Source organism: Lacticaseibacillus sp. YLM2-1 (assembly GCF_056583465.1).
Genome location: NZ_CM152617.1, coordinates 527,669 through 552,570 on the forward strand (window position 1 = coordinate 527,669; position 24,902 = coordinate 552,570).

33 protein-coding genes, 1 tRNA gene and 1 pseudogene are annotated in these 24,902 nt (G+C 44.7%); 22 read left to right on the forward strand and 13 right to left on the reverse strand.

Translation table 11 applies throughout. From position 1 onward, the window contains the following. Positions 1–489 precede the first annotated feature (489 nt). Complete coding sequence (locus AC07KQ_RS02465; RefSeq protein ID WP_274991104.1) at positions 490–1,932, forward strand: amino acid permease; 1,443 nt, start codon at positions 490–492, stop codon at positions 1,930–1,932. A gap of 109 nt (positions 1,933–2,041) precedes the next feature. Here the strand turns inward: AC07KQ_RS02465 and AC07KQ_RS02470 are convergent, their stop codons facing one another. Both AC07KQ_RS02470 and AC07KQ_RS02475 read right to left on the reverse strand, forming a co-directional pair. Further along, positions 2,042–2,545 (reverse strand): DUF1440 domain-containing protein, encoded by a 504-nt coding sequence (locus AC07KQ_RS02470; RefSeq protein WP_003563498.1) that lies wholly within the window; start codon positions 2,543–2,545, stop codon positions 2,042–2,044. Positions 2,546–2,723: 178 nt separating this feature from the next. Continuing rightward, positions 2,724–3,617, reverse strand: a complete 894-nt coding sequence (locus tag AC07KQ_RS02475; RefSeq protein ID WP_480156588.1) for a LysR family transcriptional regulator — start codon at positions 3,615–3,617, stop codon at positions 2,724–2,726. A gap of 154 nt (positions 3,618–3,771) precedes the next feature. Between AC07KQ_RS02475 and AC07KQ_RS02480 the strand changes: the two genes are divergently transcribed. The 7 genes from AC07KQ_RS02480 to cysK all read left to right on the forward strand — a co-directional run bounded on the left by AC07KQ_RS02480 (position 3,772) and on the right by cysK (position 10,867). Then, positions 3,772–4,638: a sugar phosphate isomerase/epimerase family protein gene (locus AC07KQ_RS02480; RefSeq protein ID WP_003577882.1), complete on the forward strand. Its 867-nt coding sequence runs from the start codon at positions 3,772–3,774 to the stop codon at positions 4,636–4,638. Between the two features lie 16 nt (positions 4,639–4,654). Continuing rightward, positions 4,655–5,488, forward strand: a complete 834-nt coding sequence (locus AC07KQ_RS02485) for an SDR family NAD(P)-dependent oxidoreductase (protein WP_003563502.1) — start codon at positions 4,655–4,657, stop codon at positions 5,486–5,488. 96 nt (positions 5,489–5,584) lie between these two features. Continuing rightward, the gene (gene aroE / locus AC07KQ_RS02490; protein ID WP_012491042.1) at positions 5,585–6,475 is read left to right on the forward strand and encodes a shikimate dehydrogenase; all 891 of its coding nucleotides are present in this window, start codon (positions 5,585–5,587) and stop codon (positions 6,473–6,475) included. Positions 6,476–6,508: 33 nt separating this feature from the next. Continuing rightward, entirely contained in the window at positions 6,509–7,726 is a 1,218-nt protein-coding gene (locus AC07KQ_RS02495; RefSeq protein WP_274991105.1) for an MFS transporter, read from the forward strand. 18 nt (positions 7,727–7,744) lie between these two features. Then, the gene (locus AC07KQ_RS02500; RefSeq protein WP_013245459.1) at positions 7,745–8,644 is read left to right on the forward strand and encodes a shikimate dehydrogenase; all 900 of its coding nucleotides are present in this window, start codon (positions 7,745–7,747) and stop codon (positions 8,642–8,644) included. 444 nt (positions 8,645–9,088) lie between these two features. After that, entirely contained in the window at positions 9,089–9,904 is an 816-nt protein-coding gene (locus tag AC07KQ_RS02505; RefSeq protein ID WP_003601291.1) for a homoserine O-succinyltransferase, read from the forward strand. A 33-nt stretch (positions 9,905–9,937) separates the two neighbouring features. Further along, the gene (gene cysK, locus AC07KQ_RS02510) at positions 9,938–10,867 is read left to right on the forward strand and encodes a cysteine synthase A (protein WP_003577893.1); all 930 of its coding nucleotides are present in this window, start codon (positions 9,938–9,940) and stop codon (positions 10,865–10,867) included. Between the two features lie 189 nt (positions 10,868–11,056). Here cysK and AC07KQ_RS02515 read toward each other — a convergent pair whose 3' ends face one another. Then, positions 11,057–11,602: a hypothetical protein gene (locus tag AC07KQ_RS02515; RefSeq protein WP_013245460.1), complete on the reverse strand. Its 546-nt coding sequence runs from the start codon at positions 11,600–11,602 to the stop codon at positions 11,057–11,059. A 121-nt stretch (positions 11,603–11,723) separates the two neighbouring features. Here AC07KQ_RS02515 and AC07KQ_RS02520 point away from each other — a divergent pair. After that, positions 11,724–11,795: transfer RNA gene (locus AC07KQ_RS02520), tRNA-Arg, on the forward strand. A gap of 127 nt (positions 11,796–11,922) precedes the next feature. Here AC07KQ_RS02520 and AC07KQ_RS02525 read toward each other — a convergent pair. Together AC07KQ_RS02525 and AC07KQ_RS02530 are read right to left on the reverse strand one after the other, a co-directional pair. After that, the gene (locus AC07KQ_RS02525) at positions 11,923–13,092 is read right to left on the reverse strand and encodes a site-specific integrase (RefSeq protein ID WP_020751437.1); all 1,170 of its coding nucleotides are present in this window, start codon (positions 13,090–13,092) and stop codon (positions 11,923–11,925) included. Positions 13,093–13,204: 112 nt separating this feature from the next. Then, complete coding sequence (locus AC07KQ_RS02530) at positions 13,205–13,465, reverse strand: hypothetical protein (RefSeq protein WP_003573997.1); 261 nt, start codon at positions 13,463–13,465, stop codon at positions 13,205–13,207. A gap of 89 nt (positions 13,466–13,554) precedes the next feature. Here AC07KQ_RS02530 and AC07KQ_RS02535 point away from each other — a divergent pair, with 89 nt between their 5' ends. After that, on the forward strand, positions 13,555–14,175 hold the full coding sequence (locus AC07KQ_RS02535) for a hypothetical protein (protein ID WP_003589914.1): 621 nt from the start codon (positions 13,555–13,557) through the stop codon (positions 14,173–14,175). Here the strand turns inward: AC07KQ_RS02535 and AC07KQ_RS02540 are convergent. The 4 genes from AC07KQ_RS02540 to AC07KQ_RS02555 all read right to left on the reverse strand — a co-directional run bounded on the left by AC07KQ_RS02540 (position 14,159) and on the right by AC07KQ_RS02555 (position 16,222). Next, positions 14,159–14,395 (reverse strand): hypothetical protein, encoded by a 237-nt coding sequence (locus AC07KQ_RS02540; RefSeq protein WP_274991106.1) that lies wholly within the window; start codon positions 14,393–14,395, stop codon positions 14,159–14,161. The two genes, AC07KQ_RS02535 and AC07KQ_RS02540, sit on opposite strands and share 17 nt — an antisense overlap. 192 nt (positions 14,396–14,587) lie before the next feature. After that, positions 14,588–15,295 (reverse strand): putative zinc ribbon protein, encoded by a 708-nt coding sequence (locus AC07KQ_RS02545; RefSeq protein WP_003589919.1) that lies wholly within the window; start codon positions 15,293–15,295, stop codon positions 14,588–14,590. 158 nt (positions 15,296–15,453) lie between these two features. Beyond that, on the reverse strand, positions 15,454–15,876 hold the full coding sequence (locus AC07KQ_RS02550) for an ImmA/IrrE family metallo-endopeptidase (protein WP_003572182.1): 423 nt from the start codon (positions 15,874–15,876) through the stop codon (positions 15,454–15,456). Beyond that, a complete protein-coding gene (locus tag AC07KQ_RS02555; RefSeq protein ID WP_003572184.1) occupies positions 15,869–16,222 on the reverse strand; it encodes a helix-turn-helix domain-containing protein in 354 nt (117 codons plus the stop codon). The genes AC07KQ_RS02550 and AC07KQ_RS02555 overlap by 8 nt, the downstream gene beginning before the upstream one ends. A gap of 243 nt (positions 16,223–16,465) precedes the next feature. On the opposite strand from AC07KQ_RS02555, the gene AC07KQ_RS02560 reads away from it, so the two are divergent. Both AC07KQ_RS02560 and AC07KQ_RS02565 read left to right on the forward strand, forming a co-directional pair. Beyond that, positions 16,466–16,714: a hypothetical protein gene (locus AC07KQ_RS02560; RefSeq protein ID WP_003574003.1), complete on the forward strand. Its 249-nt coding sequence runs from the start codon at positions 16,466–16,468 to the stop codon at positions 16,712–16,714. 41 nt (positions 16,715–16,755) lie between these two features. Further along, positions 16,756–16,956, forward strand: coding sequence for a hypothetical protein (locus AC07KQ_RS02565; protein WP_003572187.1), 201 nt, complete (start codon positions 16,756–16,758; stop codon positions 16,954–16,956). On the opposite strand, the gene AC07KQ_RS02570 is transcribed toward AC07KQ_RS02565, so the two are convergent. Further along, positions 16,927–17,760 (reverse strand): TIGR02391 family protein, encoded by an 834-nt coding sequence (locus AC07KQ_RS02570; protein WP_003572188.1) that lies wholly within the window; start codon positions 17,758–17,760, stop codon positions 16,927–16,929. The genes AC07KQ_RS02565 and AC07KQ_RS02570 overlap by 30 nt on opposite strands. 60 nt (positions 17,761–17,820) lie before the next feature. On the opposite strand from AC07KQ_RS02570, the gene AC07KQ_RS02575 reads away from it, so the two are divergent. Together AC07KQ_RS02575 and AC07KQ_RS02580 are read left to right on the forward strand one after the other, a co-directional pair. Further along, on the forward strand, positions 17,821–18,579 hold the full coding sequence (locus tag AC07KQ_RS02575; RefSeq protein WP_010493122.1) for an ORF6N domain-containing protein: 759 nt from the start codon (positions 17,821–17,823) through the stop codon (positions 18,577–18,579). Beyond that, complete coding sequence (locus tag AC07KQ_RS02580) at positions 18,580–18,759, forward strand: hypothetical protein (protein WP_003572193.1); 180 nt, start codon at positions 18,580–18,582, stop codon at positions 18,757–18,759. On the opposite strand, the gene AC07KQ_RS02585 is transcribed toward AC07KQ_RS02580, so the two are convergent. Beyond that, on the reverse strand, positions 18,752–19,003 hold the full coding sequence (locus AC07KQ_RS02585; protein WP_003604448.1) for a DUF1883 domain-containing protein: 252 nt from the start codon (positions 19,001–19,003) through the stop codon (positions 18,752–18,754). The genes AC07KQ_RS02580 and AC07KQ_RS02585 overlap by 8 nt on opposite strands. Positions 19,004–19,068: 65 nt before the next feature. Between AC07KQ_RS02585 and AC07KQ_RS02590 the strand changes: the two genes are divergently transcribed. Beyond that, positions 19,069–19,386 carry a DUF771 domain-containing protein gene (locus tag AC07KQ_RS02590; RefSeq protein ID WP_480156589.1) on the forward strand — a complete coding sequence of 106 codons (318 nt, stop codon included), beginning with the start codon at positions 19,069–19,071 and terminating at the stop codon, positions 19,384–19,386. Here the strand turns inward: AC07KQ_RS02590 and AC07KQ_RS02595 are convergent. Beyond that, positions 19,383–20,170, reverse strand: a protein-coding gene (locus AC07KQ_RS02595; protein WP_480156590.1) for an IS5 family transposase whose coding sequence is annotated in 2 segments (ribosomal slippage) — positions 19,383–19,903 and positions 19,903–20,170 — 789 coding nt in all. Because the reading frame shifts where the segments join, the coding sequence is not laid out codon by codon here. The two genes, AC07KQ_RS02590 and AC07KQ_RS02595, sit on opposite strands and share 4 nt — an antisense overlap. A gap of 199 nt (positions 20,171–20,369) precedes the next feature. On the opposite strand from AC07KQ_RS02595, the gene AC07KQ_RS02600 reads away from it, so the two are divergent. After that, positions 20,370–20,573 carry a hypothetical protein gene (locus AC07KQ_RS02600; RefSeq protein WP_003572201.1) on the forward strand — a complete coding sequence of 68 codons (204 nt, stop codon included), beginning with the start codon at positions 20,370–20,372 and terminating at the stop codon, positions 20,571–20,573. On the opposite strand, the gene AC07KQ_RS02605 is transcribed toward AC07KQ_RS02600, so the two are convergent. Continuing rightward, positions 20,556–21,101 carry a hypothetical protein gene (locus AC07KQ_RS02605; RefSeq protein ID WP_003586921.1) on the reverse strand — a complete coding sequence of 182 codons (546 nt, stop codon included), beginning with the start codon at positions 21,099–21,101 and terminating at the stop codon, positions 20,556–20,558. The genes AC07KQ_RS02600 and AC07KQ_RS02605 overlap by 18 nt on opposite strands. A gap of 180 nt (positions 21,102–21,281) precedes the next feature. On the opposite strand from AC07KQ_RS02605, the gene AC07KQ_RS02610 reads away from it, so the two are divergent. The 6 genes and pseudogenes from AC07KQ_RS02610 to AC07KQ_RS02635 all read left to right on the forward strand — a co-directional run bounded on the left by AC07KQ_RS02610 (position 21,282) and on the right by AC07KQ_RS02635 (position 24,899). Then, a complete protein-coding gene (locus AC07KQ_RS02610; protein WP_041168839.1) occupies positions 21,282–21,596 on the forward strand; it encodes a hypothetical protein in 315 nt (104 codons plus the stop codon). After that, positions 21,589–22,335 (forward strand): DnaD domain protein, encoded by a 747-nt coding sequence (locus AC07KQ_RS02615; protein WP_003589923.1) that lies wholly within the window; start codon positions 21,589–21,591, stop codon positions 22,333–22,335. Before AC07KQ_RS02610 ends, AC07KQ_RS02615 begins: the two co-directional genes overlap by 8 nt. Positions 22,336–22,349: 14 nt before the next feature. Beyond that, positions 22,350–23,174 (forward strand): ATP-binding protein, encoded by an 825-nt coding sequence (locus AC07KQ_RS02620; protein WP_003589925.1) that lies wholly within the window; start codon positions 22,350–22,352, stop codon positions 23,172–23,174. Beyond that, positions 23,174–23,692, forward strand: coding sequence for a 3'-5' exonuclease (locus AC07KQ_RS02625; RefSeq protein WP_003574016.1), 519 nt, complete (start codon positions 23,174–23,176; stop codon positions 23,690–23,692). The genes AC07KQ_RS02620 and AC07KQ_RS02625 overlap by 1 nt, the downstream gene beginning before the upstream one ends. A gap of 46 nt (positions 23,693–23,738) precedes the next feature. Further along, positions 23,739–24,161 (forward strand): hypothetical protein, encoded by a 423-nt coding sequence (locus tag AC07KQ_RS02630; protein WP_003564822.1) that lies wholly within the window; start codon positions 23,739–23,741, stop codon positions 24,159–24,161. Position 24,162: 1 nt separating this feature from the next. Then, positions 24,163–24,899, forward strand: a pseudogene (locus AC07KQ_RS02635) (hypothetical protein). Positions 24,900–24,902 lie beyond the last annotated feature (3 nt).

Below are 24,902 nucleotides of genomic sequence, written 5' to 3' on the forward strand. Positions count from 1 at the left end.
TAAGGCCGAATAACTATCCGTCTTGTGCAGTATTGCGAAAAATACCATCAGTTGTTTGCCTTTTCTGTTTCATGAATAACTTAATGAGATATGAAGACATCAGTGCCAAGGCGGAGCAACCATAGGCCAGAGGGGGCTCAGCCGTGCAAACAACACAGTGACGGTTTCGTCGCTGATGTTTTTGGGCTCGAAGCGCCGTCACCGCTCTAGCTACGCGTCGCCAGCCCCATCTGACCGGAGATTGCGGAGTTTGGCACGGCATGGCGTCTTTAGCCAATTGATTTTCCTGCGATTGTTGGCCACGAAGATAAAGCCCAACGCTCATTTCACATTTTTCATAGCTTATAATGGTTAATTCACAACGTTAATTTAAGAAAAATCTAATCCTCATCTATACAATTTCACGGGAAAGAAAACGGGTTAAACCGGTACACTGAAAAATGAGTCGCTGTTGATTGATGGACAGGCGGCTGTTTGGAGGGATTTTTAGTGGCAGATACAAAGAAACAACTGCGCTGGTATAACGTGGCTTTAATTGCATTCGTCTCGGTCTGGGGCTTAGGCAATGTGTTCAACAACTACGCTCAGCAAGGCCTTTCCGTCGTAACAAGCTGGATTTTGATCATGGCGATTTACTTTGTGCCATATGCTTTGATTGTTGGTCAACTCGGCTCCACCTTTAAGGATCAAGCCGGTGGGGTTAGCTCGTGGATCAAAGAAACCGGTACGGTCAGGTTGGCCTATTATGCTGCTTGGACCTATTGGGTTGTTCATATTCCATACTTAGCTCAAAAGCCGCAAGCCATTCTGATTGCGTTGAGCTGGTTGTTTAAAGGCAACGGCAATTTCGTGAATACCGTCTCTTCAATGACCGTATCCTTAATTTGTTTAGCACTCTTCTTGCTATTTTTATGGCTGTCATCACGTGGGTTAACCACTTTGAATCGAATTGGCAGCATGGCAGGTACGGCGATGTTCTTGATGTCGATTTTGTTTATCATTTTGGCTGTCACTGCACCGCTCATGGTCAAAGGCGTGCATGTGGCCACACCGGATATGGGCGACATTCACACGTACTTGCCAAAGTTTGATCTGAATTACTTCACCACTATTTCGATGCTGATTTTTGCGGTTGGCGGCGCGGAAAAAATTTCTCCGTACGTCAATAACACGAAACATGCGGCCAAGGAATTTCCAACGGGGATGCTAGTGCTTGCCGGGATGGTTGCCTTTTGTGCCTTGCTCGGGTCATTTGGCATGGGCATGTTGTTTAACAGCAACCAGATTCCCACCGATTTGATGGCCAATGGACCGTATACCGCCTTCGCAATGCTGGGCAGCTATTATCATGTTGGCAATATTTTCGTCATTCTCTATGCCATCGCCAACGCGCTCGCTTCCATTTCAGCCTTAGCTTTTTCGATTGACGCGCCGCTGAAAATGCTGCTGAGTGATGCTGATCCGCATTTTATTCCAAGGAAGCTGAGTCATCTGAATAAAAAAGGCACGCCGATCAATGGTTACTGGCTGACAGGGATTCTAGTCAGCTTGCTGATCATTGTGCCAGCGCTTGGTATCGGCAATATGAACGAGCTGTATAAGTGGTTGTTAAATCTGAACTCAGTCGTGATGCCGTTACGCTACTTGTGGGTTTTCCTTGCCTATTATTTGCTTAATAAGCATTTGGAAAAATTCCAAGCAGAGTACATGTTTGTTAAAAACAAACATGTGGGCATGATTATTGGCGGTTGGTGTTTTCTTTTTACCGCATTGGCCTGCTTGTTGGGAATGTTGCCGAAAATCAATTATCTCAACGATCCAGGGACTTGGTGGTTCCAGATGGGCTTAAACATCATTACGCCAGTTATTTTCCTGGCATTGGGACTTGTTTTGCCGTTCATTGCGCGATGGGATGAAGCTCGGTTACTTTAGTAGATAAAAATTGATCATAGTAAAAAAAGTCTGTGTTGGCATGCCGAAGATTCGGTTGTCAGGACAGACTTTTTAGTTAACGCTTTTATATTGAAGCTGAATTCATCACTTAATTGCCGCTTTTTTCGCGTAACATGTCACTGATGACGATCTGATTGACCGTGTTCCAAACCATGTGACCGACTGCTTCGGATAAGTGTTCCTCAACCGGTTGATCTTTAGCGGCGGGCACAATCTTTAGTGCCGGCATTGCCCACAAATGGGCACCTGCCCAAACGCCGAGGCCCCACATACTGCCATAGCCGAGTTTAAAAAGCGGTACGTAATGGCCGGCAACAGCATAAAGCGCACCGAGGCTTGATGAGAAGCCGAAGTGTATGAGGAGGCTGACCCAGGGAATCTGATGGTCTGAATAAGTATAAGTTGCATGGGTTTGTGCTGCGGTGAGACCGTGTTGCTGCAGGAATGTTTGCGGCGGATTGGTTGCGTCACGTTCAGGTGTCCGCGGCGGCAAAATATTTTCCCAGCCTAATTTGACAAGTCCTGATACTAAACCGGCAACGGCGCCAACCGCGGCAAGCTTCATGACAGATGTTTTTGTTTGTGTACGCATGCAATGACCTCCTTGAAAATGTCTTGAACACTTCCATTTTAGAACAGCGACAGGCATTTAGCATGGTCTGATCTTGTTAGTTTTGGCTTTCCGCTAAAATGGCGCGAACTTGATTAGTGCACCGCAGCCTTTAACGATTAATAGCGCCAGACTATTGACCTGATGCGTCAGGCACACTTTACTGGCGAATGTCCGCATGATGGGTATGAACAAAGTCAATGAAGTCTTTGGCGGCTGGGGATTGGTAGTGATCTTTTAAAGTTGCCATATAAAAAATACGCTGCCAAGTTGGAAAACTAAGCGGAATGATTTTAACGGGTAGCGTTTTAAGAAGTGGCATATTGGGGACAACGGCGATGCCGAAGCCGTTTGCAACGAGACCCGCGACGGCTTCATCCTCTTTAATGGCGTACACACTGTGTGGTTGGCCGCCGCATTCGGCAAAAAGCTGGCGGATGATGGGCGCGAGGCCGCTTCTTTTGGAGAAGGTGACTTGATCGAAAGCCAAGGTTTCACTAAGTTCAATCTGGTTGCGAGTAGCCAAGGGATGATCAGTCGGAGTGATCACGACGAGTGCCTGAGAAGCAATTGGAAAATAGGCAATATCTTCTTGCTCGTCAACTTTTGAGCAAAAGCAAATATCATAATGTTTAGCGCGTAAACCTTGAATAATTTGTGGTGATAGCCCGTTTTCGTTCGTGAATTCAAAACGGACATCTTGTTGGCTGTTTTGTAAGAATTCGCGTACCATGCCAGGGACCCAGCGTGTGCTGAGGGTACGTAAGGCGGCCAGTTTAATCACCGTTTGCTCGTTGTTTTGGTGTTGCAACTGTTCAATGCCGCTATCGAGGATGGTTAGCGAGTGATCCACAATGCGACTGAACTCGCGGCCTTCCGAAGTTAAAACGACGTTGCGTCCTTGTCGCACAAACAAGGCAAGGCCCAGTTCGGCTTCAAGACCATGAATGGCATTGCTCAGGCTGGGCTGGGTGATGTTTAACTGGCGGGCAGCACGGGTATAGTTCTGTGATTTGGCTAACGTAACGAAATATCGCAGATGAAAAAGGTTCATTTTGGTCCTCCTATGAAGGCTTAACCGGAACGATAGCCTCCAGCTATAAACACCCTCATTATAATGAATTAGAAGTCGCTTGTGCAACCGTATACAATTCAATTTGTAAACAAGATTGAAAAATTAATCACAAATCATTTTGGGAGGCACTATCATGACACTTACTCATCCAATTACTGTTAGTTCATGGACATTAGGCGACCAATGCAAATTCGAAGATCGCGTTAAAGCAGCCGCAAAAGCTGGGTACGATGGCATCGGCTTACGCGCCGAAACCTACGTCGATGCGCTAAATGAAGGCTTAACAGATCAAGGAATTCTCGACATTCTTGATCAGTATCATATCAAGTGCACCGAGGTTGAATACATCGTGCAATGGTGTGAAGAACCGCGGACATACGAGCAAAAATATAAGGAGCAAACCTGTTTCCATATGTGTCACTTGTTTGGCGTTGAACATATCAACACCGGTTTGATGGAAAGCTATCCAGTAGACTTCACGGCCAAGAAGTTGCAGGAACTGGCACATCGCGCAGCTTTGGCTGGTAATCTCATCATTGCCCTCGAACCGATGCCATATAGCGGCATGCCAGATTTGAAGAAGACTTGGGCGATTCTCCAAGGCGCCGGTGCTCCGAATGTGATGATGTTGTTAGACATGTGGCACTGGGTTCGAGCAGACCAGCCGTTCGACTTGCTGACGAAGGAACAAGCTAAGCGCGTTATCTCAATTCAACTTGATGATGCTTACAAGCGGCCATATGCAAAGTCCATTTTGCGTGACGAGTCGATGCACGATCGCTTAGCACCGGGAACTGGGTTTGAAGATCGGACTGAAAAGTTTATCAAGATGATTAAAGAGGCTGGCGTGGATCCAAAAGTGATTGGCGTTGAAGTTATTTCTGATCACTACATGGCCAAAGGGATTGACTGGGTTGCCAAATATACTTACGACACCACGGTGAAAACCTTGCAGGCGGCATGGCCGGAAATTTTGAAGGAAACTGTTGCGACACACTAAAAGGAGCGTAATTTTTATGGCTGATTGGTTAGGTTTGAAAGACAAAGTTGTCGTTGTCACTGGTGCTGTTGGCGGTATGGGCACTCATTTTTGCGAAGCATTTGCAGAGCATGGGGCGAAGCTTGTCTTGGTTGATATTAAGAAAGATGCGATTCAGACAGCAGCTAAGAAGTTAGCTGATCAATATGGCGTTCAAACATTAGCAGTGGCAACCGATACGACAGATGAAGATGAAGTCGATGCTGCGGTGCAAGCGGTTGTGGCTGAGTTTGGCAAAGTGGACATTCTCGTGAACACGGCCGCTATCTTGCGTTTTTCACCGTTTGAGGATTTGCGTTTGGATGAGTGGAAGACGGCTGTGAATATTAATTTGACTGGTTATTTCTTGATGTCACAACGATTTGGTCGGCAAATGATTGCCCAACATCATGGGACGATGGTGCATATTTCAACGGTTGCGGCTGATTTCCCAGAGACATACAGCGGGGCGTACAGCACAACCAAAGCTGCGGTCAATATGTTATCGAAGCAAATGGCCGCTGAATGGGGACAGTTTGGGATTCGCAGCAACTGTGTCATGCCATGTTTGGTGAAGACCCCGATGTCTGCTGATTTTTACAAGGATCCTAACGTGTTGGACGGCCGTGAGCACTTAGTTGCCAGTCGCCGGATTGGCAACTTGGATGACATCGCCAATGCTGTCCTTTACTTGAGCAGTGACCGTTCCGATTACACAAACGGTGATGAACTGCGAGTTGATGGCGGGCTGGGCATCATGATGCAAGATATGATTCCGAAGCCGGGTGGTCGGCGTGAATACGCAATTAAAGCGCACCAAGCTGCCAAGTAATTTGCAATATTGATAGAAGCAACTTGATCGCACCTTGGGTCAGGTTCTTCTTTTCAAAATGCTCGTGAAAATATGAACTTAATGGAGGCACTGAACATGGAGACGTGGATTTCTGGAACGACTGGTTTGTTGTGTTTGCTGGGCAGTCCGGTTGGCCATTCTGGCTCGCCAGCAATGTATAACTTCAGTTTTCAAAAACAAAAAATTGATGCAGCTTATGTGGCGTTTGACGTGACCAAGGAGCAGATGCCAGAAGCACTGAATGCCATGCGCCTTTTCAAAATGCGCGGCGGCAACGTCACGATGCCGTGTAAAAATGTAGCAGCAACTTTGATGGACGAGTTATCGCCAGCTGCCAAGATCATTGGTGCGGTGAATGTCGTTGTGAATGATGATGGCAAATTGATCGGTCACATCACGGATGGCATCGGATTTGTTCGGAATTTGCAGGAACACGGGATTGATATCAAAGGCAAGCATTTGGTGGTATTAGGTGCTGGTGGCGCCGCGACTGCCATTCAAGTCCAAGCGGCGCTAGATGGTGCAAAACAGATTACCATCTTTAATCGGCAGGATGAATTCTATTCACGTGCTGAATCGACCGCCAAAAAGTTGGCCGAGGCAGCGCCTGCTGTCAAAGTTGATGTGGTTCAGTTGGAAAATACTGACAGGCTCAAAGCAGCGATTGCGGACGCCGATATTCTTGTCAACGCAACTACTGTCGGCATGAAACCAGACGATGGGGTTTCTCTTGTTGATCCGAGTTTCCTACGCGCAGATTTGGTGGTGGCTGACACGGTATACAATCCCTTGAAAACAAAGTTGATTGAAGATGCTGAAAAAGTTGGCGCAAAAACAGCCCCGGGTAAAGGCATGCTACTTTGGCAAGGAGCAGCCGGATATCAATTGTGGACTGGTCAGGACATGCCAGTGAAGGCATATCAGGCATTTGAAGAAGAGCGTGAACCAGACCGGTCTCTGGTGTAGGGAACACGTTTAAAAACGGAGGCAACTTGAACGATGAAAACCAAACGTAATCATTTTTTGCCGGGTGCACTGGCACTGTATTTTTCCTATGCGATGCTGGGGATTGCATCTTCCATTCTAAGTCAGTATAAGGCGCAGTTTGCTTCGAATTGGGGTGCGCAACAACTGAGCACTGGCACCGTTGACGTCAGCATGGTCGTGTCAGTGATTGCGGCGTTCGGGTTAGGTCGCTTGATTGCCTATCCGTTTGCCGGGCCGGTGTCGGATCATTTTGGCCGGAAGGTTTCTGGGACGATTGGGATCGGGTTGTATGTGATCTTCTTCATCGGCATCATCACGGTCAATAGTTTCTGGGCGGCTTATCTCATCGGTGTTCTTAATGGGATGGCGAACTCGTTTTTGGACACCTGTGTTTCCCCGAGTCTCATGGAAATGTTTCCGGAATCGGCGTCAATTGCCAATCTTCTGACAAAATTCGCTGTGGTCACCGCGCAGTTTATCTTGCCGTTCTTCATTGGCGGCGTTGCGGCGGCTGGCCTGTCATTTCGGACGATCTTCATCATCTGCGGCGTGGCGCTGGCTGCCGATGCCATTGCCATTATCGTTTTCCCATTTCCTAAGCGGGAAAAACCACAGCTGAATGCAGCTGGCACGCCTGAAAAAATGCATTTTTCAATTGGGTCTGTGGCGGCCATTTTAATTGGCTTCACCAGTTCGACCACCTTCATGGTTTGGTTGAATTGCAACCAGGAACTAGGGGCGGCTTACGGGGTTAAAAATCCAGCAACGCTGCAATCGTTATACGCCGTTGGTGCTGGGATTGCGGTGTTGCTGACGGCTCGTCTGATCAAAGCCGGGTTAAAAGAAAGCACCGTTTTGATCCTGTATCCGACGATTGCGGTGGTCATGTTAGCCTTGTGCTACTTTTTGCAGACGCCGGTCATTCTTTACATTGGTAGTTTTGTGATTGGTTATGCCGCGGCTGGCGGTGTGTTGCAACTTGCCACCTCAACAACTATCAGTTTCTTCCCCAGTCATAAAGGCACAGCGACTTCGCTGGTCATGATTGCTTCAAGTATTGCCAACTATGCGGTGTTATCCGCCGCTGCCGGGTTGACCAAGGCCTTTGGCGATGCGGCACCACGGATGATCATTCTTTTGAATATTGTCATCACGATTGTCGGCATCGGTTTAGCACTGGTCGTGAAGACGCAGGAAAAGCACGTCCTAGCAGTTTCACAAGTCCATTAGCAAAAAGGAGTTCGGAACATGTCATTAAAAGATGAAATTGACGGTCACACCGTTTTAGCTGGTTTACTGGCGCATCCTGCTGGCCACTCGATGTCGCCAGCAATGTACAACGCAACATTTGAAAAACTTGGGTTAAATGATGCCTACCTGTCCTTCGATGTTGATGCACCTGAATTGGCACACGCCTTGCAAGCCATGCGCAGCCTGCATTTTTTGGGTGGTAATTTGTCGATGCCGAATAAGCAAAAGGCCATACCGTTGTTGGACAAACTATCGCCGGCCGCAAAATTGATCGGTGCCGTGAATACCATTGTCAATGACCACGGGGTGCTGACCGGCCATATCACCGATGGCACAGGCTTCATGCAAGCACTGGGCAACGATGGCTTGGATATTCGCGGCGATAAAATGACACTGGCAGGAGCTGGCGGTGCGGGGACAGCGATTGCGATTCAAGCAGCTTTGGACGGTGTTCGGGAAATCAACATTTTTAATCGTCGTGATGCTTCGTGGCAAAATGCCGAACGTAATGTGGCCATCATTAATGACCAAACACAAGGCCATGCGACATTGTTTGCACTCGATGATCAACCGGCGTTAAAGGCTAGCATTTTGGATTCAGTTATCTATGTTGATGCGACACCCGCGGGGATGAAGCCGCTAGAAACTGTTAGTAATGTGCCTGATGGCGATTGGTTTACGCCAGAGACGATCGTGTTTGATACGGTCTATGCACCGCGCGAAACCAAGCTTATGCAGCTCGCTAAAGAAGCCGGTGTGAACCACGTGTATAACGGCATTAACATGCTGATCAATCAAGGCGCCGCCGCCTTCCATCTGTGGACAGGCCTACAAATGCCAGTTGATTATATTCGCGAGACGGTGTTTGGTGAACCGGCGGCAGTCGCGCACTCGTAAGCAAGAAGACGAATTCAAGCAGTCAGCCACGCGCTTAAAATCGTCATTTCGACAAATCAAAAAAGAAGATGATCTTGTAAAAAAGCCCTGATGCCAGTGGCACACTGACATCGGGGCTTTTTGCATTCTGTGGCCATGTGCCAGCGTTTTCTAAGCTGACTGAGTGGGCATGCGGTCACCTGCTAATTGAATAAAAAGTATTCGCGAATATATCAACGTCAAAGGTTGTTATTGGCCTTACATTTAGTTAGTATATAAGTACTGAAAGGGAGGATACTATGAAATACCTCATTGAATTCAAACGATGTTGGCACCAGTCGAACGGTCAGGGTATCCACCTGATGTGTCCGGGCAAATGACCACATGTGGGGTTTCTTACCCACGGTCACACGCAAAGTTTCTTTTAAGGTTAATTAGTCATTATGAGGGAATAGGAGGTGAACCTTGGAAAAATCGCCACTCAAGATCGGTATTTTGAACGTCATGCATGATAAGGCTGACACCAAAACTCGGCTACAGCATGTTTTGACGCACACTGACATACCGGTCGATTTGCATTTTTACTACCCCATGACCCATTACGCCGGACGGACGGTGCCGGAAGCGGTCAGTTCAATCCTCGATCCGCTGGACATTCATGAGGTGGCGAAGATGGATGGGTTCATCATCACCGGTTCGCCGATTGAAACCTTGGAATTTGATCAAGTGCATTACATCGCCGAAGTTCGAACCTTGTTGAAAACGTTAAGTCAGCATGTCCCTAATCAGCTCTATCTTTGCTGGGGTGGGATGGTTGCATTGAATTACTTTTTTGGCATCAGCAAGCTAATCTTGCCGCATAAACTTTTTGGCGTTTATCCGCAAACCATTCTTGAGCCGCACCCACTTTTGAAGGGACTCAAAAATGACTTCAAGTCGCCGCATGCACGCTATGCCGAAATGGATGTCCGCGGTATTCATGCCGATCCGCGGCTCACGATTAACGCGACAACGACGAAAGGCAAACTCTTCATGGTGACCGAACCGACTGATACGCAAACTTTCGTCTTTTCACACATCGAATACGATCGGTGGGGATTGGATTCAGAATACAAGCGTGAAGTCGCTGCTCATCCAGAGATCGACTATGTTCGCGCTAAACATTATTATCATCACAAAAATGATTACGATCATCCCAAGTTCAATTGGAAGAAAACGCAACGAACGATTTTTGACAATTGGATTCAACATGTCGCGGATCATCGCAATGACAATCATTAGGAAAATCAATCAACTAATATGGAGGCTTTTAATATGGTGACAGCAGCAGATAATATTACCGGTTTGATTGGCAACACCCCTTTGCTTAAGCTAAATCGTGTCGTCCCAGAAGATGCAGCAGATGTTTATGTGAAGCTTGAATTCTTTAATCCCGGCGGTTCTGTCAAAGACCGAATTGCCTTGGCCATGATTGAAGATGCCGAATACAAGGGCGTTTTGAAGCCAGGCGGCACCATTGTTGAACCAACATCTGGCAACACTGGCATCGGCTTGGCCTTGGTCGCCGCGGCTAAAGGCTACCACCTGATCATCACGATGCCAGAAACGATGAGTGTTGAACGTCGTGCGTTAATGCGGGGCTATGGCGCCGAATTGATTCTGACACCAGGGGCGGATGGCATGCCGGGTGCGATTAAAAAAGCTCAGGCACTCAGCAAGGAAAATGGTTACTTCTTGCCGATGCAGTTCCAAAATCCGGCTAATCCGGATGTGCACGAGCGCACCACCGGTCAAGAAATCATCCGTTCTTTTGATGGCGGCACCCCAGACGCCTTCGTTGCTGGCGTCGGCACAGGTGGCACGTTGACCGGAGTTGGCCGGGCGTTGCGGAAAATCAACCCGCAGGTGCAAATTTATGCACTTGAAGCAGCTGAGTCACCAATGCTCAAAGAAGGGCACGGCGGCAAGCATAAGATCCAAGGTATCTCCGCTGGCTTCATCCCAGACGTTTTGGATACCAACCTATACCAAGACATTATTGAAGTCACCAGCGACCAAGCCATCGACATGGCTCGTCACGTTAGCCACGAAGAAGGCTTCCTGCCAGGTATCTCTGCCGGCGCCAATATTTTCGGTGCCATTGAAATTGCTAAGAAACTTGGCAAAGGCAAGAGCGTGGTAACAGTCGCGCCGGATAACGGTGAACGATACTTGTCAACGGACTTGTTTAAGTTCGAAGATTAAAGGTACAATTTTGCAGCTGGCATTGATGAAATAGAACATGAAATGAAAGTGGCTCGGTATCTGACAAAGGTCAGCTATCGGGCCACTTTTATATGGATAAAAATTATATGGACCATTTGATAAACTAATTAAATGCAAGTATGCATCAACTGATGATCATGGGCATCAGTCCGTGATTCTTTCTTTACTTTAGTCATGATGATCAAGACGGGTTCCTTTGAAAATGACGGCTTGAATTTTTGGCTCTTTTTGCAACAGCCGCCATGTATAGACCAGACTAGCTGTGGCTGACATGATCATGATGTTCCATGTGCTTGAGGAAAAGTTCTTCCATACGAAAAGATCTTTTTCAATCTCCTCACTAAGTTCCGATAAAACATCCACATGCCATCCTGATAGCAACGCAAACCCAAGACCATAAATAAAGATCACGATCCAGTCTACCAAATATTGCCATCCGTGGCGAATTTCAATGATAGGAAGGCCATTGACATCATGTTTTTGAGAAACGTGGATTTTTAGACCAGTTGTTTGAAACCAGCCCAGAATGGCACCAATCAAGATGGTTACCCCAAGTGCCAAAAAGGTAGGCCGCTTGTGAGAAACTAATAATATACCGGTCACTAAGGTATAAGCGGGTATAATAACTAATGTTAACCGTGAGATTCTTTCGAAACGAAAGACATGACGAGTGAAGAAAAACAATGCAGCAATGAGTAGTATTATTTGTGACATAGGGGGCCTCTTATTCAGGATTATAAAGGTAGAACTTAATTTTCAAAGTTTACTGCTTTGAAAATTTCGAAGCAATAGGACGATGCAAATTATTCGAGAATGGCTATAATGGGAGTTATAAGTCTCCATGGTGCAACGGATAGCATAATGGTCCTCGAAACCACAGATCCGGGTTCGAATCCCGGTGGAGGCATTATTTAGCTTTCTTTAGGTTATTTTAGCTTTTTAAAAAGCTTATGTATCAGCATTTACAGCAATTTAGGTATCTTTAGAGTTACTTTGTTTTTATTTTTCGGGGGACAAAAAGGGGACAAACACAATCATAGCTGATCCATGAATAACACGGCCTTATGTGCTTCTTGTTTTCTCTGTGAGTCTAACAAATGACCATAGACTTTCATCGTAATAGTCACGTCTGAATGACCCAACCGCTTTGAAATATAATAGATGTCGACGCCTTTGCTGATCAAGTAGCTGACGTGGCTATGACGCAACCCGTGAAAGGTGATCTGCTTATCTTCAGGGATCCCAGCTTTGTTCTGAATGACGTGCAGGGCTTTGTTACATGCGCTGTCTGTAATCACGTTGTGACGTGGATCACGCATAATCATCTGGTCTTCGTCACGATATCCAGTACGAAGATAAGATGCTGCTTGTTCCTGATGGATCTTATTAAGAAGCTCAATGACGCTGGGCGATATCTCAATGTCGCGAACTGACGAATCAGTTTTAGTTGGTTTGAATCCTGTTCCATACAAATGATCCCAAGAACGCGTAACGTGAATGACGCAGAGCTTAGTATCGATGTCAGGCCAAGTTAAAGCCAACACTTCAGATATTCGCATGCCAGTGATCGAGCCAATATAAACAGCAAGCGCCCCGATATTGCGGTACGAAGCCCGTTCAATAGCAATTGCTTTAACCTTAGCGAAATCACGGCTGTCTAGCACCTTTACTTTCCCACTAGAGCGCATGCCTGATGTCTTCGTTCCAAAGGTAAAATCAGAAAATAGAATGCGTTCATTGATTGCCGCTTTTACCATCCCACGAACATAGCTGTTCATCTTGGTAACGATATCTTTCGAACGCTCACGTGGCCGCTTTCGTGTGGTTTTCTCCTTGCGATCTTTGCCAGCAGCAAAATCGTTAATAAATTTCTGCCATTCGATAGGTCGAATAGAATTAAGCTTTCGGCCATCAAATCGGCTCTTTAGGTGCTTTCTGAAAAGTTTGTAACGGTATACAGTGTTGATTGACTTGCCATTGATTCGGTATGCTTCAGCCCATTGATCCCAATAATCAAGTAACAGAACGTCTTGTTTTGATGGATCGCCACCACGTTTGAGGTCATCTTCTACAGCTTCCGCAGCATCTTGCGCAGATGATTTAAGCCGATACCCGCCGTGTGAAGCAACCAGCTGTTTACCGGCGGAGTCCTTATACTTAACCCGGTATTCCCAATATTTGCCGCGTTTCCTAAATGTTGCCATGCGAATTGCCTCCTTTTCTGGTAAAATCGAGTATACAAAGAGCCTTATGACTCCGAGTATTTGTTAGGCGTCTACCCGTTCACTTTGGTCGGTGGGGTAGGCGCTTTTTGCGCTATTTCCTGCCTGCTTTTTTCTTGTTAAGTGCCTCGTTTACGTTACTGAGCGGAATATCTTTGATGAATCGTTTTTCTCTAATTCTAGAAAAGGGGACAACGATCTTGTCGTTTAGTTCTGTTTTTTCTTTATCAGTGAAGACTTCGGTGTCTGAAATGTCTAGGAGAACTGAGTGCTCATATTTTTTGATCGGTTCTCCTTCAAAATTTTTCCAAGTTTTTTCGCCAAACTTATAAGAGATTACTGTAATTGGTTTCATAGGCTTTACCCCCTACAATCTGTGTGGCTTTTTGTGATATAATCAAGTGAATGAAATTCATGCAAAAAGAAATTAGGTGAGTATAAATCATGGAAATGCAACAACTAATCTTAGCGGGTATCCCTGGGTTCTTGACTTTCATATGGCTCGATAAGCTAGATGCTATTCATTTCGATTTGCCAGCAAGACAGGCAGATCGTACTATCGCTTTGATTCTGATATCTATGCTGAATGCTGCTGGTGGCCTCGCAATTTACCAGCAAATCTGGGGAACAGTTGGTCGCAGCTTCTGGAGTGAATTTGGCCTTTTCGTAGTTACGCTGATTTTGTCTGTTCCATTAGCCTTCACTTACTATTTCTTAATTAAGCTAGGAAATTCATGCCTGATATGGATACAAGAACAATTTCACGTTGCCACCGTATTGCCAGGGTCGCCGCTAGTTGAGGCATTAAAAAATAAAGAATACAGTGAGGAAAAGCTTGTCATCATTTTCGACTTTAACGACAAGCTTATCTCTAGTGGTTACGCCAATCGCCTACCTGGAAGCGACGACCCAACTCAACAAATCGGGTTGATGACATATGGACAGGATTGGACCGTGAAATTGGCACAGAAAAAATATGATGAGTCTCCACAAAACAGTGAACAAATCATTGACTTCGACCGACAATTGAAAATTTATATTATCGGAATCAATCCTTATTCTTAGAAGATGCCGAATCCGGCATCTTTGGTTTGGGGGGAACAGGGTCTTTGTGAACTAATTTGATTGAACGATTTTGTACATTTCTGTCAAAAAAGAGGCCGGATTTTTTATTTGGCAAACTTTTAGCTTTATCTGAGTTGTCTTTTTGCAATTTCTTTTCCTCCACATAATCTAATTGCTCCTCGACCACAGCGGCCGGGGTTTTTTTGTATCCAGCCAACACTCAGTTAAACTGCTCGACATTTTGATCATCGTCTTGATCACTAGCGCAAGCGGTTGTTGCGCCAGCCAACAAAACAATGAGTAAGATGGCAACTATCTTTTTTAGCATGATGACTCACATCCTTTACTTGGTATGTGGCACAAGCCCCACTCTCCGGCTTGCACGGAGACGCCGCTTGCGTTGGGGAAGGGACTAAATAAGACCGAACAGTATAATTATTATAATAATTGGTATTGTGCATCCTAAAGTCATCGCACAACCGAAGTCGCTAAAAAATTTCCCGGTTTTGTCAACTGATTGTGAAAACTTATCAGCACCATTGGCAACTTTTTCCCATGAATTGATTGGCATACCGTTCTGATGTTCACCTGGATAAATTATTTTAGCCCCGCAGTTGGGGCAAAAGCGCTCGCCTTTAAGCTGATGTTTACAATTCAGGCAATAAGGCTTTCTTTTTGCTGCGTACATTTTTTTGCCGACTTCAGACCATTCTTCACCGGAATTATTGTTGAGCGTCTTAGCTGGTTGCTGATCTTCGGCGATAAGTTTTAAAGTTACTGGGGCTCTATAAGTTTTGACAGTAATAGAACCATCGCTTCGTGTACTTGTTTGTTTATATGTCCCCCCGTGTATAGATACCCACAGTTCCACTTTGTCATTTAGATACAAGGCTGAGAATGTTTTGACTTTGTCGTTCGGTATCTTTCCAATGAAGTACTTAGTTTGCCTAATTTCGGCATATACTTTCCCATCAATATCGACTGAAACTGGTTGATTTAAGGCAGCAAACTTACTTAGTTGCCATATCTTATTTTCAAAAGCAGTATCAATAATTTCGGAGTTGCCGAGACCATCATATGCTTGCCCTGCATCAACCTGGTCTTCCGGTAACAGATTCATTCATTCAGAAATCTGAGAGTCTTGAGTATCTAATAATGTGCATATTTTTGTCATAATCCAACATCAACATCTTTCTACAATTAATTAATGACTTTTCCGATTATACTGATATCATCTGCTTTTACCAGTTGGTTGCAAGCTAATTCAACAATGAACAGTCAGTAGTTTTCATAAAACCGTTCAATGCATTGAACGGCAGAATCCTCTAACCATTGCGGTATCGCTAAATCATTCATGAATTGGTCAATGTTTGCTGATTCTTCTGGAATGTCTGCGAAATACATTGGAACGATAATTGATAGCGCACGTTGGTTGGCTCCATTCTCTGTACGGCTTTTAGTGTATTGATTTGTGTATCGAAGCTTACCGTTATCCCCGTTGAGAATATGTGCACATTCATGAGCTGCTTGAAATGGCAACTCATTTGCATTCGGCCATTTGTTGTTAAGAATAATTAGGCGAGCTTCTGTATCAACCAAAGGGCCTTGGTCCTCGTGTAAGGGGATAGTCGAGCAGCCTATATTGTGATCCCAAGCATAGTCAATCACCTGATTCAACAAGTCCTCTATATGATCATTCATGACGATCACGCTTTTTGCTGCTATTATTGCGTCGTTCCAAAATAGCTTGAATGATTTCCCAATCGTCTTGGCGAACAGGCTGTCCTTGATAGGTAAAGATGTTTGTTCCTGACAGATCAACAGGTTTAGAACCTTCATTGTCAGGATTGGGGTTATCCGTATTGCCAAGTAAATAATCCACAGAAACTTGAAGAACATCAGCAACTTTCTGAACATTCTCGGTAGATGGGGTCATCTTTTTCCATCGATAGATGCTGTTAATGCCTATACCTGCTTTCAGAGCTAATTTTTGGAGTGACCACCCTCGATTTGAAGCTAGTGTTTTTATTCTGTCGTAAGTACTCATGAGACGAGTTCTCCCGGTCATGACGAATTATTTATCACAAGTGGTTTACAATTTATCACGTGTGGTTTACTATGAATTCATCAAGTAATTAAGCAAACATCAACAAGCTAATCCATCCATGTCTTTGGCGATAACGGTGGATAAGTAGATCATCTGTCTTATTTGCTATGCCATTAATTTACCACTCGTGATAAATTAATGCAACAACTTGATTGATTCTTTAAATGTAAGGGAGGTGAGTACATGGTAAACGTTCAGCTCAATTGGACTGCTAATCGTAATGACTGGAAAGGCTACTTATTACATTTGAATTTGTCACAGCTCGACATTGCGAAATTTCTCGGTATCAGTGATCAGGTAATGGCAATTCTGGTTAAAAAGATGACTGACGGTCAGGGATTAACTGCTAATCAGATCGACAAAGACCGTTGGAAGCGAGCTATTGAATACGTCAAATATAAGCAGTCACAGCAAAAGAAGATGACGGTATGAACGGGCTAATCAAACTTCATGTGGAATAGGGAGGAAGATAAATGATCAAGCCGATTGATGCAATTCGCAATGAGCTTCCAGTGGTTACGTCCAAAACGTTAGATCTATTTGAGTCTGCTGTTAGTCAAGAACTACAAAAAAGAAACCCAAAAGCCACATTCCAAGTTAGCATCCTTGGGATGGCGGTATTGGGCCTTCTGGTGGCAACAAGGCTAGAGGAAGTCTCTGACATTAACAACTGAATCAAGCATTGTCTGTGCTGCGGACATGATAACAAACGCTTGGACAGCATCATCGACACTGGAGGGATCGTAAATCTTAGGGGTGTGGGCTTTGGGATTTCGATAAAGAAATATTACGGTTCTAAGAAGGTTACGTAATCCGGAATATATGTCTCTGTCGGTTTCCGTTGCAAGCATGTTGCCCTTAATAACGAGTATTGGTTGCTTGTCCGAAAACACGGTGCTTACCAAACTATTGCCATCTTTTTGTATGCCTGAAAGTTGCTGAATTCGATTAACGACACCCTTGCTTGCTTCGAAGATGGCGTGAAAGTAGTCGCCTTGAAGAAATTGTTCGTTGCAGAATTTCATCACTAGAGGGTGAACATTGAGTTCTGTAAGTCGAGCGCTAAGAGTTTTTAAGCGTAGCTGGGCTTCAGAAAACGTAGTCGCGGTTTTTGCTGATGCGATTCTTCCACTGTCATCCAAACAATAACCATAAAAAATAAGGCATTCATTTATCTCATATCGTAGGCGGCCCCATTCTTCTGGCTTTGAAATAAAGTCTTGAGGTCGAGCAATGTACTGGATGGCTCTAAAAAAGGGGCGACTATTGTGTGAAGCATTACACTCGTGCCTAATTGTTTCGTCTAAACGACGCCATTTGGTAGACGCTTTGAACCATTGATTGTCAGTTTGTCTTTGAAGATCATAATCGAAAAATCCAAGCAAAGAAAACATTTTGGTGATTTTGGGCCCAGTCGTATATTCTCCCAAGATTTTAGATATATTTTCAACAGCTACGGCATCAATTGGTTTGGACATTACATTCCCTCCTTATGAACTATTATCCCACTGACGGAGGGCAGCAAACTATGAAAATTCATGAAAGAAGGAAACGCATTGAATGAACCACAACCAATTGAACAAAACGGCCAGCGTGTACTGACCACCGAACAACTTGCAGAATTGTACGGAACGACTGTTGGAGTCGTTCAAATGAACTTTAAACGAAACTCGAATAAGTTCATTGAAGGAAAGCACTTCTTCAAGCTGGAAGGGGAGCAACTTCGGGCATTCAAGAACGAACCGACAAATTGTGGGTTCGTTGGGAAAAATGCAAGTGCTCTATATCTCTGGACTCGCCGCGGCGCCGCACGTCACTCAAAAATGCTTGGTACAGATCAGGCTTGGGATATGTTCGACAGTCTGGAGGAGAACTACTTTAATCCGAAAACACGGCTTCCACAGACGCCAGAAGAAAAGCTTGCTTTAACCATGGAAGTTGCTACTCGAACTGTAAAACGGATTGAAAAGCTTGATGGTCGTGTAACTGATCTGGAAGAGAAGGCTTTGCTGGCACCAGGTGAATATAACTACATCAGCAAACAAGTCAATCGAGCTGTTGCAAATTATCTGGACGTACATCACTGCAAACTCAACGCAAAACAGCGCAGCCTCTTTTATCGCGATATTAACCACGGACTAAATGACTACATCGGAATCAAGACACGTACACAGTTACGTAAGAAAGACTTCGATAAGGCTGATGACTTTATCCAGAATTGGACGCCATCAACAGCAACTCTCATGAAAGCACGCGAGATTTCATTATTGGAGGACCAACAACAGGAGGCTATCTAAATGAATGAACGCCCAAAGGAAAAGTTAACCAATGTCGTTAAAGTACAGGACAAAGATGTTGAAGACCAAGTAACTGGAATGGTCATTGATCTTCTCAAACAAAAAGGCTTCACATTTGCCAACTTTGAATCAGTTGTAGCACGTGTGAAGTCTCACTATCAGAACAACGCAACTATTTAGACCAGGTGTAACGGTATTGTTCGCCTGACCCATTTTCGGCAATCAGATACCAACGGCCAGCTCCAGAAACCCGAATTGTAACTGGGGACTCATCATAGTGACCTCCGAAATATGTAAAGAGGTCACCACGTTGGTGAGCGTTGAAGTTTGCTTGATCCACCAAGTAAACGTTCGCAGCGTGCGGAAGTTCGACTGTAACAGCTAGAGCTCCGCCCGGATTGTCATAATAAGGGACTTGCACCATGAAGATTCACCTCCTTTCGGTTTCATTATCCGTCAGGAGGCGATCACAGGAAAGGAGAAAATGCCATGCCGTTGTTGCAGGTTGTTGAAGATGATCAGATTTCAAGCAAAAAGTATTTAGCGGTTGAAGAAGAAGAACTGGCAAAGATGATTGAGGAGAACCAAGAGTTAAAACGCAAGCTAGCAGCACGAGGCATGTGGACGCTCACCACCGCAACAAGCTATGTCGAAGGACATAACAACACGTGGGTAGTTAACAATATCTTGAACGTCCCACGCTTCCACAAGTTCTTGCAAGATACCGTGGTTTCATATCCACCGCCTGGCAAAAAGGGGTATCTGTTTCATCCGAAACCATGGCTCGACTTCTTAGAACCTGTCTAGCATCTTTTAAGAACTATGTTCAAGAAGGCCAATACAACCATTTGAAGACTGCTGTTAAGGGCGCGTTCACAGTTTTTCCAAAGTCGCCGACATTTGTCTAGCCAACTCCATGAACGTTCAACGATCCATCGTTGCGGTAACACCGTGAACATATGCAACTCGTTGCGTTTAGCTACCGTCGTCTTAGCATTCAAAATGAGCTTCACCTGATCCGCAAAGTCATTGCCAGTGTAGCCACCATCAACCATGACATACTGAACCAGCTCTAAATTTTGGCTAGCCAAACTAAACATAGCCAATGCACCTGAACGATCTGATACATTAGCTCGTGTCACGAGAATGGCTTGTGGTAAACCATTAATATCAACCGCCATATGACGCTTAATCCCTGAAATCTTTTTGCCGCCATCGTAGCCACTATTTTTCGTTAAATCAGTAGTTTTAACACTTTGAGCATCAACAATCACAAACGACGTTCGGGCCGATCGGCCCTGTGCAAAACGATAGGAAGCGACAGTTTTTTTAAAAGCCTTTCTAATAGCGAATCAGCTGTCGGGTCTGGTTTATCTCGCCACATATCGTAATAGCGGTAGACGGTATGCCATTCCGGGAAATCGTGCGGTAATTCACGCCATTGACACCCTGTAGTAAGCGAGTAAAGGATGGCATTGAATACGTCATAAAGATCATAACGACGCGGTCTTGTATGCTTACGGAAGTTTTCTAAATCAGGTTGTATTAACGCAAATTGCGCTCGAGAAATATTGCTTGGATAATCTGGCATGACAAACTCCTCAGTCGGTTTTCCACAATTCTACCAGATTCAGCAGATACTAGACAGGTTCTTAGACAAATGGTTCCCAGAGATTTCAAGGTCGCTTAGAGAGAAGGGTAAATAATGATTGGTTATTTACTAATTGCTGGTGGCTTCGGCGTGATCGTTGGCCACTGCTTAGGCCACAGCGGAAATTGGAGGAAGTGAATTGAATAGCCCGGAGACCAAATTGAACAAAAAATATTCTCCAATATTTGGCGATGGTATTAGTGTTTCGGCCAATGATGTTCAAATGGCAGTTGATGGTATTGTCGCGACTTTGAGTAGGCATACGAGCAATCTTGCGGAAGCAAAAGCAATTTTAGACTTGATAGATCTTGATCAATACGCTGAATTAAAACTGATTAAATAGTCTTTCCGCGCTCGTTATGTAAATGGATTTCGCTACTTCATCTGTTTTTGTTGGTACCGGCGTGATGTGGTCGAAGGACGTGGCCACATCAGCGTTAAGCAAAAAGTCTTTTGTTTCTTTTTTACCAAACTCATCTGAATAAGTTATGGACAAAGAAAACTTTCTGGTTTTTAACTCAATTTCTGAGTTTTTGACTGAAATAACGGCTGCATAGGTCTGGTCGGGTGCTATCAGCTGATTAGAAAATAATTCAAAAGGGTTGTTTTCAAACTTTAGTTGCCCACTGTCAATAGCCGGATCAGCCTTGACTGATAAGATTGTTGCTCCTGTTCGGCCAAAGTTCTTGATCATTAGGTAAATTATTGTAGTTTGCGAAGATCTGACAACTTTAAGAAAAGAAACGATGTACGGCTTGTTTGCATCACGTTCTGATTTAGAACTTCGTATTAAAGCAATTGTTGATAGAACAACAGCCACTATCGAAGTCAGAGCTTGTACGACGCTGGAAAAGAGTTCGTATTTATTCATTCTAATCACCTCTTCGTGATTATCGCACAAAAGGGAGCAAACAATATGCTCTATTCACAGCTTAATCAACGAAATAATTGGCAAAACAAAAACCGCTAAGCGCTAGCACACTTAACGGCCAAAAATGAGGTTTCACATTGATTGACCTCATTATATCACAGAAAGAAATGAGGTAAAACAATGGCCAGAGAAATTGGCAAGCAACTTAACCGTCTTGAATCACTTGCATACAAAGTAAGAACTGATCAGTACCTTTTGGATTATTTGAGAGAATGGGCAGAAACCAAGTGCGATCTATTCAGGGATGATGATCCTCACATGACCGATGGTGAGAAGATTCAAGACCGGCTGTTCCTAAAAGACAACTTTAAAAAATACATGGATATCTTGGGTCAAACATCACTCGATATGATCAAATTCGAAGCAGACTTAATGGATGTTCGCCAAAACATTGCCGATCAATGCTTTCATGAAGGCGGTGTCGATCATGAATGAGAAGCCTGGTTACTATGCAATCATCCCAGCAGGTGTGCGCTATGACAAACAGCTGCCACAAGGAGCCAAGCTCTTGTATGGCGAGATCACGGCACTCACCAATAAGAACGGTTACTGCTGGGCATCGAATGACTATTTCGCAAAGCTCTATTCGGTTAGCATCGGCACTATCAAAAGTTGGCTAAAGTGTCTCGAAGACAATTCATATATCCGCAGAGTCATCAAATATAAAAGTGGAAGTAAGGAGGTTGAACAAAGATTTATTAGTTTAGCCCCTCGGTCAGAAAACTTACCCCCCTCGGTCAGAAAATTGACCCACCCCCGGTCAGAAAACTGTCCAGAAAATAATACAAGTATTAATAATACAACAACATTAGGGGAACCGGAGCTCATTAATTTTTGGGAGAAAAACGGTTTTGGTTTTATCAGCCCAAAGAACCGTGAAGACCTCATGTACTGGGTAGATGATTTCAAGAAGATTGGCTCAACTGACGAGCAGGCAGTTCAGGTAGTCAAACAGGCCATGAGCAACGCAATTGACAATAACGTGCGTCGTTATAGCTATGTCAATGCCATTTTAAAAAATTGGGAATCCTTAAGGCTTACTAGTTTAGAGGCAGTGACGGCCTATGAAGCCCAACGAACACAACGCCAAAAGTCAAAATCAACGTCACGGCAAGCATCTACAGACGTTTATCAAAACCAAGGGGATGTCCAAGATGAAGACTTACCTTGGTAGAGAAGAGGCGTGTGATGAGCAATCTTGAAACTAATCAAGGACGTTTAGCAGCGATCGAAACATTTGCTGAACGTTGTCCCGATTGTGGCAGCCTCTTGTATCGCCCGAAGGGATTGAGCAAAGTAACCGGTAAAAAAATGGCCGGAGTGTGCATGAATTGTGGCTATAAACAGCCACCCACGGAGCCTAAAAACGTCACGCCAGATATGGAAAAAGAGGCCCGCAAGAACCGCACCGTTGGATACTACCTAGCTTATTCGGTATTTAGTACAGACGCGATTATTGCAAAGGATTTCAACAACTTCCATACAGATGGCAGCCTTGGACAGCAGCAGTTGAAACTCTTCGCTGTCGGTTTGTCTAACAAAATATGCCGTAACGAGGTTGTACACGCATTGATTATCGGTGACACAGGAGTTGGCAAGTCACATATTGCTAACGGCATATTAATTGATACTCAGGCCAAGACCGGTTATCGCAAAACATGCCTTTTTATTGACTGGAACGCTTTAATGCAGAGACTCAAGTCTGGCATGAGTGCTAATGCACAAGATGTGCGAATGAAGAACGAGAAAATTATGCATGAGATTGGCAAGGCTGATGTGGTTGTGATCGATGATCTAGGCTCCGAGCGTGGTAGTGATTTTGAACGCCAGACGGCTGATGATGTTTTCAGAATGCGGGAAGACAAAGCAACTATCGTGACAACCAATTTGCACGGACAAGATCTGAATAAGAGGTACGGCGAGCGAACTATGTCCCGTATGGCCAAGCACGGCCAAGGAAATAGCTTTGGCGTTAAAGGAATCCTAGATCAGCGAAAAGAGGCGTTGCCTTGATGAAAGAATACGTGATTATGGACACGGAGTTTAACTCAACCAGTAATCGAGCAATTCAAATATCAGCAGTCAGAATTCGAGACGGTCTGCACATTGCAGATCAGTTCAACCGATTCATTCCATCACCAGATAAATTTGATCAGCTTCACATCATTAGGACAAGTAACATGCGATACAGCGACTATTTAGCTTTACCAAGCCTGCAGCAAACAGTGCGTGACTACGTGGCCTGGATGAGAACTACGATTGACATTGTGGGCTGGTCGATTGAAGGCGATGCGGGCCGCATCAGAGAAACATTTAAAAAGGGGTCACATGGCATCCCCAAGAACTGGAAGTTTATCGACATCGCAGACATCGTTGAAAAGCGGTATAGCTTTAATGCTACGCCTCCGCTGCAAGGACTGGCGAATGTTCTAGGCATACCAGTAAACCGTACTCACAACGCGCTAGATGACTGTTTAAGGACATTTGGAGTTATCAAGGCATTGGAGTCACGAGACGGAAAGCTATTTTGAGGAGAACAAGCTTGAATTTAGCAAAGAAAAAGTAGGAGGAAATACTATGGATAAATTAAATTTGAATCTGAACGAACTGGCTGATGGGGCCATTAAAGAAAAGTTGACAAAGGCATTGGCCCAGGTTGCCAATAACATTCTTGATCCTAATACTGATCAGAGCAAAGCACGAAAAGTTACCATTGCGCTTAACTTTAAGCCTGACGATAGCGGAGTCGTTAAGCTTACAACCGATGTCAAAACAACGCTAGTACCAGACATCAGTGTCACCACCAATGTATTGCTTGGACGTGGCGAGGACGGATATATGGAAATGAACGAGTTAAAGTCAGGTACACGAGGGCAGGAATACTTCGACCCAGATGATAGTACGCTAAAAGACGACAAAGGTATCCCAATTAAAGACGATAAGGTAACAGACGCACCGATTGATTTCCGAAAAATCAAGAACGCCAAGGAGGCCAACTAATATGACAACAGAAGCAGATGCACTTAAATTCACAGCAGAACAGGCAGTTACTGCAAATGGTAAACGAATTATCGAAACAAAAATCGTCAATTTTTGATTAATGGTAACGGTGATATAAGGGAATTTAGACCAAATGATGGAGCAAACGAAGCGTTACAAGTTCACACATTGACTGCAGTTGTCGATTATATCGGGAAGGTCAGCGAACGTTCTGCCAGTCCCTTAATTGTGCAAGTAGTCGATGAGAACAGCGTATTCGTATTAGGAGAGCTCGATGATTTTGGCAACCGGGAAGTCTTGATCAAGGCCAAGGCAATGCATCCCTGCTACCCATACGGTCAATGGCTGGATTCGGAATCATTCATCATCGCACTGCAGGCACAGTTCATGACCACTGAGGATGGCAAAGTGTTGCTTAAATTTGTTGGTAATCTTAAAGACGAATCTGCACAGACGATGGTTGATGACGGTGTAAGCCAAGTTGCAACCGCACGCAGTGGTGTGGCATCCGTTGGCAAGGTAGTTGTCCCGAATCCAATCTCACTACGGCCATATCGTACATTTCTGGAAGTTGAGCAACAGGAAAGTGATTTTGTCTTTCGGATGCATGAAGGTCCAAAATTGGCGCTCTTTAGTGCTGACGGTGATGCGTGGCGGAACACAGCAATTGATCTTGTTGCCGAATACCTTAGTGAGAAGCTTGTAAAATTTAGCAAGCACGTGACAGTACTTGCGTAAGGA

What these genes read in the sequence shown, in the direction of transcription:
- AC07KQ_RS02470 (WP_003563498.1), bottom strand. Translation starts at nt 2,545, where the DNA reads ATGCGTACACAAACAAAAACATCTGTCATGAAGCTTGCCGCGGTTGGC.
- AC07KQ_RS02475 (WP_480156588.1), bottom strand. Translation starts at nt 3,617, where the DNA reads ATGAACCTTTTTCATCTGCGATATTTCGTTACGTTAGCCAAATCACAG.
- AC07KQ_RS02480 (WP_003577882.1), top strand. Translation starts at nt 3,772, where the DNA reads ATGACACTTACTCATCCAATTACTGTTAGTTCATGGACATTAGGCGAC.
- AC07KQ_RS02485 (WP_003563502.1), top strand. Translation starts at nt 4,655, where the DNA reads ATGGCTGATTGGTTAGGTTTGAAAGACAAAGTTGTCGTTGTCACTGGT.
- aroE (WP_012491042.1), top strand. Translation starts at nt 5,585, where the DNA reads ATGGAGACGTGGATTTCTGGAACGACTGGTTTGTTGTGTTTGCTGGGC.
- AC07KQ_RS02495 (WP_274991105.1), top strand. Translation starts at nt 6,509, where the DNA reads ATGAAAACCAAACGTAATCATTTTTTGCCGGGTGCACTGGCACTGTAT.
- AC07KQ_RS02500 (WP_013245459.1), top strand. Translation starts at nt 7,745, where the DNA reads ATGTCATTAAAAGATGAAATTGACGGTCACACCGTTTTAGCTGGTTTA.
- cysK (WP_003577893.1), top strand. Translation starts at nt 9,938, where the DNA reads ATGGTGACAGCAGCAGATAATATTACCGGTTTGATTGGCAACACCCCT.
- AC07KQ_RS02515 (WP_013245460.1), bottom strand. Translation starts at nt 11,602, where the DNA reads ATGTCACAAATAATACTACTCATTGCTGCATTGTTTTTCTTCACTCGT.
- AC07KQ_RS02525 (WP_020751437.1), bottom strand. Translation starts at nt 13,092, where the DNA reads ATGGCAACATTTAGGAAACGCGGCAAATATTGGGAATACCGGGTTAAG.
- AC07KQ_RS02530 (WP_003573997.1), bottom strand. Translation starts at nt 13,465, where the DNA reads ATGAAACCAATTACAGTAATCTCTTATAAGTTTGGCGAAAAAACTTGG.
- AC07KQ_RS02535 (WP_003589914.1), top strand. Translation starts at nt 13,555, where the DNA reads ATGGAAATGCAACAACTAATCTTAGCGGGTATCCCTGGGTTCTTGACT.
- AC07KQ_RS02545 (WP_003589919.1), bottom strand. Translation starts at nt 15,295, where the DNA reads ATGAATCTGTTACCGGAAGACCAGGTTGATGCAGGGCAAGCATATGAT.
- AC07KQ_RS02550 (WP_003572182.1), bottom strand. Translation starts at nt 15,876, where the DNA reads ATGAATGATCATATAGAGGACTTGTTGAATCAGGTGATTGACTATGCT.
- AC07KQ_RS02555 (WP_003572184.1), bottom strand. Translation starts at nt 16,222, where the DNA reads ATGAGTACTTACGACAGAATAAAAACACTAGCTTCAAATCGAGGGTGG.
- AC07KQ_RS02560 (WP_003574003.1), top strand. Translation starts at nt 16,466, where the DNA reads ATGGTAAACGTTCAGCTCAATTGGACTGCTAATCGTAATGACTGGAAA.
- AC07KQ_RS02565 (WP_003572187.1), top strand. Translation starts at nt 16,756, where the DNA reads ATGATCAAGCCGATTGATGCAATTCGCAATGAGCTTCCAGTGGTTACG.
- AC07KQ_RS02570 (WP_003572188.1), bottom strand. Translation starts at nt 17,760, where the DNA reads ATGTCCAAACCAATTGATGCCGTAGCTGTTGAAAATATATCTAAAATC.
- AC07KQ_RS02575 (WP_010493122.1), top strand. Translation starts at nt 17,821, where the DNA reads ATGAAAGAAGGAAACGCATTGAATGAACCACAACCAATTGAACAAAAC.
- AC07KQ_RS02580 (WP_003572193.1), top strand. Translation starts at nt 18,580, where the DNA reads ATGAATGAACGCCCAAAGGAAAAGTTAACCAATGTCGTTAAAGTACAG.
- AC07KQ_RS02585 (WP_003604448.1), bottom strand. Translation starts at nt 19,003, where the DNA reads ATGGTGCAAGTCCCTTATTATGACAATCCGGGCGGAGCTCTAGCTGTT.
- AC07KQ_RS02590 (WP_480156589.1), top strand. Translation starts at nt 19,069, where the DNA reads ATGCCGTTGTTGCAGGTTGTTGAAGATGATCAGATTTCAAGCAAAAAG.
- AC07KQ_RS02605 (WP_003586921.1), bottom strand. Translation starts at nt 21,101, where the DNA reads ATGAATAAATACGAACTCTTTTCCAGCGTCGTACAAGCTCTGACTTCG.
- AC07KQ_RS02610 (WP_041168839.1), top strand. Translation starts at nt 21,282, where the DNA reads ATGGCCAGAGAAATTGGCAAGCAACTTAACCGTCTTGAATCACTTGCA.
- AC07KQ_RS02615 (WP_003589923.1), top strand. Translation starts at nt 21,589, where the DNA reads ATGAATGAGAAGCCTGGTTACTATGCAATCATCCCAGCAGGTGTGCGC.
- AC07KQ_RS02620 (WP_003589925.1), top strand. Translation starts at nt 22,350, where the DNA reads ATGAGCAATCTTGAAACTAATCAAGGACGTTTAGCAGCGATCGAAACA.
- AC07KQ_RS02625 (WP_003574016.1), top strand. Translation starts at nt 23,174, where the DNA reads ATGAAAGAATACGTGATTATGGACACGGAGTTTAACTCAACCAGTAAT.
- AC07KQ_RS02630 (WP_003564822.1), top strand. Translation starts at nt 23,739, where the DNA reads ATGGATAAATTAAATTTGAATCTGAACGAACTGGCTGATGGGGCCATT.